We start from the raw sequence: 8,829 nt of genomic DNA on the forward strand, positions 1-8,829 counted from the left end.
CCCGCTACCGGGGTCCCTTTTCCACGCCGATCCACAGAGATAGTCGACATTGTCGGGGCCCTGGGCGGCACGTGGAGCGGCAATGTCGCGATGTGCCGCTGTCCCGCACACAGCGATCGCGATCCAAGCTTGTCGATTCGGCAAGGGGATCGCGGCATTCTCGTCACCTGTTTCGCAGGATGCTCGCGCGAAGACGTCCTGCGTGAACTGCGCCTTGTTCGCCCGGGTCGCCATTATCCGCCACCCGCCTTGGCGGACTCGCCGCGGCCGATGAACGTCGAAAGAATCTGGAATGAGGCGGTCGACGTTCCGGGCACCCTTGCCGAGCGCTACCTCCAGTGCCGGAACCTCCTCCCACCACCACGCGATCTTCGCTTCCATCCGCGTTGCCCTTACCTGCCCAAGCCGAAGACGATCTTCGAACCCGCTCTCCTGGTAGCGGTGCGCGAGGGAAACCGTCTGGTCGCAATTCAACGCATATTCCTGAACCCCGACACCGCCCATTACACGCGCAAGGTCATGCTTGGCGCCCCGGGGCACGGCGCTTGGCGGGGCGGGGCAGGGGGCAACACCCTTGCCATCGCCGAGGGCTTTGAGACGGCCGACGCTTTCGCGCGCCTGAGCAACCTCCCGTGCTGGGCTTCACTCGGCGCACGTCGGCTCAACCAGCTCGTCATTCCGCCCACGGTCACAACGCTCCTGGTCGCCGAGGACAACGATTCCGAAGGGCACAGGGCAGCCGAAAGTGCCCAAGCGCATTACGCCCGGTCGGGCCTCATCATCGAACGCGCGCCCCCGCCGCCAATCTACAAGGATTAAGCAAAGGCGCTCGATGCCCGAGCGCAGCAGAGCCGCGTCTAGGCGCGAAGCGCCGGAGGAGAGGGGAGGGGGATCGAAAGGGTGTCGCTGCCGAGGGTGCAGCCCACTCTGGAGACCACACCCATGTCCGATCTCTTCGAAGCGGCCGCCCAGGCTGAGCGCGAGGCCGTGCGCCTCCTTCTACCCCGTCTGCGCTCCGACGAGGCCATTCAGCGTCGTCACCTCAACGACGCGATGACCAAGGCCTTCGGCGGTTCTGATGCCGACGGTCGCTGGACACAACGCGCCAGCTTTGAACTCCTCGAGCATGCCCTTGCCATCCATCTTCAGTCGAGCGCCCAAAAAATTGCGGCGTTCGGCGACGTCCGCGCGCTGATCGATTTGTCCGATCGCCTGCCCACTCAGACGGTTCGCAGCGAGGATCAGATCGAATGGCAGCAATTCTCGACACCTGTCGACATCGCTGCGGTTATGACGCTTCTCGCCAACGTCCAGCCCGACGACATCGTGCTCGAGCCGAGCGCGGGTAACGGCCTATTGGTCGCGCAGCTCCGTCACGTCGAATCGCTCCATCTGAACGAGCTCGATCCGCTCCGCCGTGGCCGATTGAAGGCGGCTTTCCCCTCAGCATCGATCACCGGGCACGATGGTGCGACCATCAATTCCACCCTCGCAAGCGTCGATCGACCAACCCTCATCCTGATGAACCCGCCCTTTTCGAGGTCGGTCGGCCGCGGCGCCGACGACTATGCCGCAGTCCGTCATCTGCAAGCGGCGCTGCGCCGTCTTCAACCGGGCGGCCGGCTCGTTGCCATCATGCCCGATTGGTTTGGCCCGAGCGCACGCATGCGTGAGCAATATGAGACGATCCTGCGCGACGTGAGCGTCCTGGCGGCCGTCCGCCACGCTCTAGTTTTGCCTTGGTCCCGGCCCCACGAAGGGGACGGACGATGGGAGTTGTTACCCTCGCGAAAGCGAGCTTCATGGCGCTCGACCGCATCGAGCGTACACGGCCGAGATCACGATCGGGCGCGGCAAACCCGACCCAAGCGCATGTTCACCCAAACAGCCGAAAGGCCGGCACGTTTGAGGATGACTTCTTCTACAACTACGCGAAGGGCGAACCCGACCGACTCTACAAGCAGGCGGCCGAACTGCTGAAGCGCAAGAACGCGGTGCGGCGCATCGCCCGTGCCGAGGGCCGCCAGCTCACCGAGGACGAACGCCTTGCCACCCTGATAACTAACACAGCATTGCGTGTGTTCGAGCAGCTTACGACGTTGGCGCGAACGTGCGCCGGCAAGGTATTCCCGACCTGGGAATGGATTGAGGCGGCTGCCGGCGTCTCGCGCGCCAGCGTCGGACGTGCGCTGGTGGCGCTGGCCAGCATGGGCCTTCTCGACAAGCAGCGGCGATGCGTGCCGATCGATCCCCCGGCCGATCGCCCGAAGGCGCGCAATGCGCAGACCTCCAACGTCTATCGCATGAGCTTCCCCAACCGGCTTGCCCGCTTCCTTCCGCGTCGTCTCCGGCCTGTCCCCCTCCCCGATGACGTGGTGCAACGCGAGGTCGATCGTATCGAGCAGATCGAGGTGATGCGCCTCTGGCGCTCCCCGCGCCAGGTTGTCGCCGAGGAGATCGAAGACGCCGGCTTGCGGCAAGTGCTGGACAGCCTTGCCATCGCTATCGAGAAGCAAGAGTCTCAAAAAAATGGTCAACCGCTCCTAGATTCATATGATCTGAGAACGAATGGAGTTGGCCTAGTCGGCCAACGCCCTAACGCCTGACGGCGAGTACAGTCCTAACCGACCGGACCGCACAAACCACAAACGGCAAGACCAAGCGGCAAGGTTGGACGCGCCGCTTCGCGTCTCGATGCTCCCGAGGGGAGCAAGCGTTTACCGTTGCGCTGAAATTGCCGCCTTTGTGCCCGGTGCAGCCGTTTTTGGTGCGTCATCGCGACCGTAGCGCCATGCTGAGCACCAACTTGCGATTGAAAACGCAGCCCACCTGGTAACTAATGCGCGATTCAGCGGTTAATGGACCGTCAGCATCTTGCTGCTAGGTGGTCGGCATGCCCCAAGCGACACTTCAGGCCTGGCTTTCACTCTATGCCGCGGTCGGCGTCATGGTGGCGCTGTGCGCTTTCCTCGCGATGATAAAGACCGCCTACGATTATCGTCTGGGAACTAGGAAACTCCCAACTGCGACCGTCCTCGATAAGGTACTCGTTGCACCCCGGTTGTGGATACGTTGGCAGATCAACTATCTGCTCGGCGCGCCGGCGATCCTCGGAATTGCGATCTATTACGCGCACTACCTCGGGTTCGATACTCTTGTAGATGTGTAAGCGAGTAACTGGACCCCCCTGCCCCGGAATTCCTGTCGACCCACTGCCAAACCGGCGGTCTGAATCGATGCTGTCCTGAACGATCCGGTGCTCCACCCTCGAGTGATCGCTGCGACATAGTCCATCGTCTCGCGAAACGGCGGAATACGGCGCATCGATCGAACGCGTCCTGGACCTGCATTGTACGCGGCCAAGGCTAGATCGACCCGCTTGAACTCATCCAGATGCGCGCGGAGGTATCTGGCCCCTCCCCTCAGGTTCGACAACGGATCTCTCGAATTGAAAACCCCAAGTCCACGCGCTGTACCGGGCATCAATTGGGTAAGGCCAACGGCGCCCTTCGGTGATACGATCAATGGGTCATAGCGGCTTTCCTGGGCCACCAGTGCATCGAAAAGCCCGACTGGCACACCAGCTTCGCACGCCACGGCCTGGATCAAGGGGTAATATTGAGCCCGCCGAGCTTCGAGCCAGCCTGGAAAATCGCCGCGTGGACGGTAGGGTGTGATTGAGCAAGCCTGTGGGGTGTAGAGATAACTTGCCATATCGGACATCGCTGCCCGGCCAGCTCCCCCCGAAACCTGGCCAGTCTGCATCCAAAGGGGCACCGATATATGCGACGTGCTTATTGCCTCCTCTTGGGGTTCCATTACGGGGCTGCCGAATGATCTGAAGTCATTGCCTAAAACGACTTCCATGCTTGGTACTGGCGGCGTTCCGTCTGTTGGCATACCCCGCATTCTCGGGCCCACATCGATGACGGCTTCAACTGCCTGCCCATCAAATGTCATTACCTCGGCCTGCTTAGCTGCCGATGTTTGCGCCCATAGCAGTGCCATAACACTACCCACTACGCATAAGCTCGAGTTCGATCGCGTGTTCATCGATCATTGAACATCATGTTTCGATCAACCGCACAACGTGGAAAAAAATTCCACTATCTCCCAGTGCTTGATCCGGACTAGGTCAGGCAAACCCCCGTGGGTAGCAGCTAGCTCACAGATATCTGCTGGTTGGGTATCAGCTAGCTATCACATAGGTAGCGGTTGCCAAACTGCTAGGGAGCGGCTAGCTATCCAGTCGTTCGAACTATCACAGGATCGGTCATGGCTGCTGTCGTAGCATTCGTCTCACAAAAAGGCGGTGTAGGAAAAAGCACCTTGGCAAGAGCCCTTGCTCGCGAGGCGGCGGCAGGCGAACTGCGGGTTAAAATCGCCGATCTCGATACTCAACAGGGCACTTCGGTCGATTGGCACCGAGCACGCCTTGGCATCTCCATCGAGCCGATTGTGTCGGTTGAGGCATTCAAAACCGCGTCTCAGGCCCTGGCCGCTGCAGACGGCTTCGATCTGCTTATCATCGACGGCCCCGCTCGGACCAGCAAAGCTACACTTGAAATTGCACGGTCATCGTCACTCGTGGTTCAACCCACCGGCGCATCCTTGGACGATCTCAGGCCTGCCGTCCGCGAATACCATGCCCTTGTTAAGGAGGGTATCCCGACTGGACGGCTCGTTTTTGCGCTCAACCGCATTGGAACTTCGGCTGAAGAAAATGACGCGCGGGCGTATTTGACCGAAGCGGGGTATAATGTCCTCGACGGTTCGATCGTGGAACGACCAGCATACCGGCAAGCGCAGAACCAAGGCCTGTCAATTACCGAAACCAAATTCTCCGGCCTTAACCAGCGTGCTGATACTCTGATCCAATCCCTAATCGACAAAGTAGCGGGGTGAATGATGGCCGATATCTCGAAGCTAAAGAAGGCTACTCGTTTGGGTTCACCCCCACCAATCAGTGAGGCGAGCCAGAATTTGGATGCACCCGAAGTAGCCCCCGCCCCTCCGGCTGCACCGCTGATAACCGCAACCCGCATTGATGCCCGCAGTTCGCGCAAGACTAACCGCACTCAACAATTTGCGACTAGGGTCACACCCGAATGGGACAATCGAATCCGCGAAATAGCTCAACGTGAGGGTCTGCTTCTTACAGAAGTGCTCGAGAAGGCACTCGACGCTTATGAGAAACTGCTAGCTCAAAGGTAGCTAGCCGCTAGATACCAGCCATCTCAACGCTAGATAGCGGAGGTCTAACTGCTAACACGGGGATCTTCCGCTAGCTGCTAGCCAGCAGCTACTGAGTCACCTAGGAAGGGAGAGAAGGGGGTCAGAGGCAGCGAGAAAGGATCGGTCATGCCCCTCGTTGCGCTGAAACCCACCCAGACCATCGTGGACATCGTCGGCGCCCTCGGCGGCACCTGGCACGGCTACAACGCCATGTGCCGTTGCCCGGCCCACGCCGACAGCGATCCCAGCCTCTCGATCCGGCAGGGCCATGACGGCATCCTCGTTCACTGCTTCGCCGGCTGCACCGCCGAGGACGTGCTCCGCGAGATCGCGCGCATCAGACCCGGACGCACCTACGACCCACCCGCTGAACAGCGCACCGGCAGACCCGCCAACATCGAACGGCTGTGGAACGAGGGGTTGCCGATCGCCGGAACGCCCGCGGAAGCCTATCTCCGCGTTCGCGGCATCACCGGCGCCTTCGACGACCTGAGCTACCACCCGCGCTGTCCGTGGGGACCGAAACCGCATACCCGGTTCCTCCCGGCGCTGCTGATCGCGGCGCGGGAGGGGCGCACGCTGCGCTCGATTCAGCGCATCTTCCTCGACCTCGCGCATGGCGGCTATCTCGACAAGGCGACGCTCGGCACGCCGGGAGGTGCGACCTGGCAGGGCATGCGCGTCACCGACACATTGGCGCTTGGTGAGGGGTTCGAGACCTCGGCCGCCTTCACCCAGATCCACGGCATCCCGTGCTGGGCGACGCTCGGCGCGGCGCGGCTCGACCGTGTCCACATCCCCGATAGCGTCACCACGCTGATCTTCGCCGAGGACAATGACTTCGAGGGCCGACGCGCACGACGCAAGGCGTGGGCCGCCTATCGGCCGCGCGGGCTGACGCTGAAGCGGATGCCGCCACCCTCACGTTATGGCGACTGGGCCGACGTCGTGAAACCCGGAGCCTGAGAGGGAAGGGGGGTCGGGGTCGTGAGCTGCACGAGCAGCCACAGACCCGGAGACCCCCATGACCGACCTGTTCGACCCTGCGCCCGCGCGCGCCGACCATGCCACCGCTGCCGCCCGCCTGCTGCTCCCCGCGATCGCCGGCGACGCGAAGATCACCCGAGCGATGCTCAACGACGCGATGATCCGCGCCTATGGCGGCACCGACGCCGATGGTCACTGGACCCAGCGCGAGAGCTTCGAGGTGCTGGAGCATGCGACCGCGCTGGCGGTATGCGCAGCAGGCACCACGCCGGCGGTCGACGCCGCGATCGGGCTTATGGCGCGCCTTCCTACCCAGACCGTGCGCAGCGAGGAGCAGATCGACTGGCAGCAATTCTCGACCCCGCTCGATCTCGCCACGATCACGGTCATGCTCGCGAACGCACGCGCGGATGACATCGTACTCGAACCGAGCGCCGGCAACGGTCTCCTGGTAGCGGGCCTCCCGCCGATCGCGGCGCTCCAGCTCAACGAGATCGATCCCGCGCGCCGCGAGCGGCTGTCGGCCACCTTCCCGAAAGCCAGCGTTACCGGCCACGACGGCGCGCAGATCGCCAGCGTCATGGCATCCGCGGAGCGCCCCAGCCTCATCCTGATGAACCCGCCCTTCTCGCGCTCGCTCGGCCGCGGTGCCGACGCGCTCGCTGCGGTCCGCCACCTGCAGGCGGCGATCAAGCGTGTGCGGCCTGGCGGGCGCGTCGTCGCGATCATGCCCGACTGGTTCTTCAACTCCGCGCGCATGGGCACGATCTGGTCGACGACGCTGGCGAGCGTCGCGCTGCGCACCTCGATCCGGCTGACCCATGCCTATGGCAAGCACGGCACCGGAGTCGCGGTGCGACTCTATGTCATCGACAAGACGGTGGGTGATACCACGACGGTCACGCTCCAGCGCGGCGCCGTAAGCGACCTGGTCGAGGCGCTGGTCATCCCGCCCCGGCAGGATCTGATCCCGGAGGCCGCCACTCCGGCGCCGGTCAAGCGGGGCGGGGGGCTGTCCCTCCTGCGCAGCGTGAGATCGAAGCCCGCTGCCACCCCGCGCATCTTCCGCGCTCTCGCCAGGAACGAGGTTCTCCCGGTCGGCTACCAGGTACTCGAGACGCCGGCGCCACTCGCCGAGCAGTCCGGCGTCTATCTGCCCTATCGGCCGAGCCGTATCGTGTTCGACGCTGCCGGCGAGCATCCGACCGCGCTGGTGGAATCGATCGCGATGGGCTCGATCCCCGCGCCGATCCCCGTCCATGTTCCGTCGCTGCCCGAACGCACCGTCACCGAACGCCTCCTGTCCTCCTCGCAGCTCGAGACCGTCGTTTACGCCGGCCATGCCTGGACCCAGTATATCCCGGGCCTGAGCAAGCCAGACAAGGAGGGCGTGGGGCTGGTGCTCTCCGACGACGGACGCGCGTACCGCAAGGGCTATTTCCTGGGCGACGGCACCGGGGCAGGGAAGGGGCGGCAGGTCGCGGCCGTCATCCTCGACAACTGGCTGGCGGGTCGTCGCAAGAACATCTGGATCAGCAAGAACGAGGCGCTCCATGCCGACGCGATCCGCGACTGGACCGCGCTCGGCGGTCTCGCGGCCGATGTGCAGCCGCTCTCGCGCTGGAAGATCGACGAGCCCGTCACGATGGACGAGGGCGTCCTGTTCGTGACCTATCCGACGCTGCGCTCCAACCGCGGCGACGCCACCCGGCTCGATCAAATCATCGCCTGGGCCGGTGCCGACTTCGACGGCGTCATCGCGTTCGACGAGGCGCATGAGATGGGCGGCGTCGCGGGTGGCGAAGGGTCGATGGGCACCAAGAAGGGCTCGCAGCAGGGCATCGCCGGCGTTCTCCTGCAGAACCACCTGCCCGACGCCCGCGTGCTCTACGCCTCGGCGACCGGCGCGTCGGAGGTGAACAACCTCGCCTATGCCGTGCGGCTCGGCCTGTGGGGGCCGGAGACCGCCTTCGCCAACCGCGAGGCGTTCATCACCCAGATCCGGCAGGGCGGGATCGCGGCGATGGAACTGGTCGCGCGCGATCTCAAGGCGACCGGCCTCTACACCGCGCGCGCGTTGAGCTTCGCCGGGGTCGAATATGACATCCTCCGCCACGAGCTGACGCCTGAACAGATCGCGGTGTACGACACCTATGCCGATGCCTGGGCGATCATCCATCGCGGCCTTGAAAAGGCGCTCGAACTCACCGGCGTCGTCGACGGCAACGAGGGCAAGACGCTCAACTCGGGCGCGAAGGCCGCGGCGCGCTCGCGGTTCGAAAGCTGCAAGCAGCGGTTCTTCGGGGCGCTCCTCCTGTCAGCGAAGCTCCCGACCGTCATCGCGGCGATTGAACAGCATCTGGCGGCCGATCAGTCGGTCGTGCTGCAGCTAGTCAGCACCGCCGAGGCGATCCTCGACCGCCGCCTGGGCGAACTGTCGCCCGACGAGCGCGCCGACCTCGACATCGATCTCTCCCCGCGCGAGGCCGTGTAATGTTGAGCTCAACATTACAGGAATTCTTTGCAGTCGCAGTTTATGTCGAGCGTGGTGGCGGGAGGCGCAGGTTTCCTTCGGTTTTCCATGATTTCACTCCAGATAACTACGGT

The 8,829-nt window shown here is 63.5% G+C and carries 9 protein-coding genes; 8 read left to right on the forward strand and 1 reads right to left on the reverse strand.

Annotated features, from left to right (window positions below; all coding sequences use genetic code 11):
* The first annotated feature begins 90 nt into the window (after positions 1 to 90).
* The 4 genes from A7X12_RS16340 (at position 91) to A7X12_RS16355 (ending at position 3,169) form a co-directional block, all read left to right on the forward strand.
* A complete protein-coding gene (locus A7X12_RS16340; protein ID WP_084445617.1) occupies positions 91 to 819 on the forward strand; it encodes a DUF7146 domain-containing protein in 729 nt (242 codons plus the stop codon).
* Between the two features lie 123 nt (positions 820 to 942).
* Positions 943 to 1,980: a hypothetical protein gene (locus A7X12_RS25660; RefSeq protein ID WP_420794431.1), complete on the forward strand. Its 1,038-nt coding sequence runs from the start codon at positions 943 to 945 to the stop codon at positions 1,978 to 1,980.
* A gap of 14 nt (positions 1,981 to 1,994) precedes the next feature.
* Positions 1,995 to 2,606 (forward strand): hypothetical protein, encoded by a 612-nt coding sequence (locus A7X12_RS16350; protein ID WP_007407161.1) that lies wholly within the window; start codon positions 1,995 to 1,997, stop codon positions 2,604 to 2,606.
* Between the two features lie 287 nt (positions 2,607 to 2,893).
* Positions 2,894 to 3,169: a hypothetical protein gene (locus A7X12_RS16355; RefSeq protein ID WP_064312594.1), complete on the forward strand. Its 276-nt coding sequence runs from the start codon at positions 2,894 to 2,896 to the stop codon at positions 3,167 to 3,169.
* Here A7X12_RS16355 and A7X12_RS26730 read toward each other — a convergent pair.
* A complete protein-coding gene (locus A7X12_RS26730) occupies positions 3,136 to 4,053 on the reverse strand; it encodes a lytic transglycosylase domain-containing protein (RefSeq protein ID WP_332308553.1) in 918 nt (305 codons plus the stop codon). The two genes, A7X12_RS16355 and A7X12_RS26730, sit on opposite strands and share 34 nt — an antisense overlap.
* Before the next feature lie 222 nt (positions 4,054 to 4,275).
* On the opposite strand from A7X12_RS26730, the gene A7X12_RS16360 reads away from it, so the two are divergent.
* From A7X12_RS16360 to A7X12_RS16370, 4 genes are all read left to right on the forward strand, one after another.
* Positions 4,276 to 4,905, forward strand: a complete 630-nt coding sequence (locus A7X12_RS16360; RefSeq protein WP_029623217.1) for a ParA family protein — start codon at positions 4,276 to 4,278, stop codon at positions 4,903 to 4,905.
* Complete coding sequence (locus A7X12_RS26360) at positions 4,906 to 5,214, forward strand: hypothetical protein (protein WP_231472243.1); 309 nt, start codon at positions 4,906 to 4,908, stop codon at positions 5,212 to 5,214.
* 147 nt (positions 5,215 to 5,361) lie between these two features.
* Entirely contained in the window at positions 5,362 to 6,201 is an 840-nt protein-coding gene (locus A7X12_RS16365) for a DUF7146 domain-containing protein (protein WP_064312595.1), read from the forward strand.
* A gap of 58 nt (positions 6,202 to 6,259) precedes the next feature.
* Entirely contained in the window at positions 6,260 to 8,716 is a 2,457-nt protein-coding gene (locus tag A7X12_RS16370; RefSeq protein WP_064312596.1) for a strawberry notch family protein, read from the forward strand.
* Positions 8,717 to 8,829: the final 113 nt, after the last annotated feature.

Origin of the sequence: Sphingomonas sp. TDK1 (assembly GCF_001650735.1) — a bacterium.
Classification (GTDB): domain Bacteria; phylum Pseudomonadota; class Alphaproteobacteria; order Sphingomonadales; family Sphingomonadaceae; genus Sphingomonas.

Excerpts from the sequence above, each read along its gene's own strand:
- A7X12_RS16340 (WP_084445617.1), top strand. The coding sequence starts at position 91 with ATGTGCCGCTGTCCCGCACACAGCGATCGCGATCCAAGCTTGTCGATT.
- A7X12_RS25660 (WP_420794431.1), top strand. The coding sequence starts at position 943 with ATGTCCGATCTCTTCGAAGCGGCCGCCCAGGCTGAGCGCGAGGCCGTG.
- A7X12_RS16355 (WP_064312594.1), top strand. The coding sequence starts at position 2,894 with ATGCCCCAAGCGACACTTCAGGCCTGGCTTTCACTCTATGCCGCGGTC.
- A7X12_RS26730 (WP_332308553.1), bottom strand. The coding sequence starts at position 4,053 with ATGAACACGCGATCGAACTCGAGCTTATGCGTAGTGGGTAGTGTTATG.
- A7X12_RS16360 (WP_029623217.1), top strand. The coding sequence starts at position 4,276 with ATGGCTGCTGTCGTAGCATTCGTCTCACAAAAAGGCGGTGTAGGAAAA.
- A7X12_RS26360 (WP_231472243.1), top strand. The coding sequence starts at position 4,906 with ATGATGGCCGATATCTCGAAGCTAAAGAAGGCTACTCGTTTGGGTTCA.
- A7X12_RS16365 (WP_064312595.1), top strand. The coding sequence starts at position 5,362 with ATGCCCCTCGTTGCGCTGAAACCCACCCAGACCATCGTGGACATCGTC.
- A7X12_RS16370 (WP_064312596.1), top strand. The coding sequence starts at position 6,260 with ATGACCGACCTGTTCGACCCTGCGCCCGCGCGCGCCGACCATGCCACC.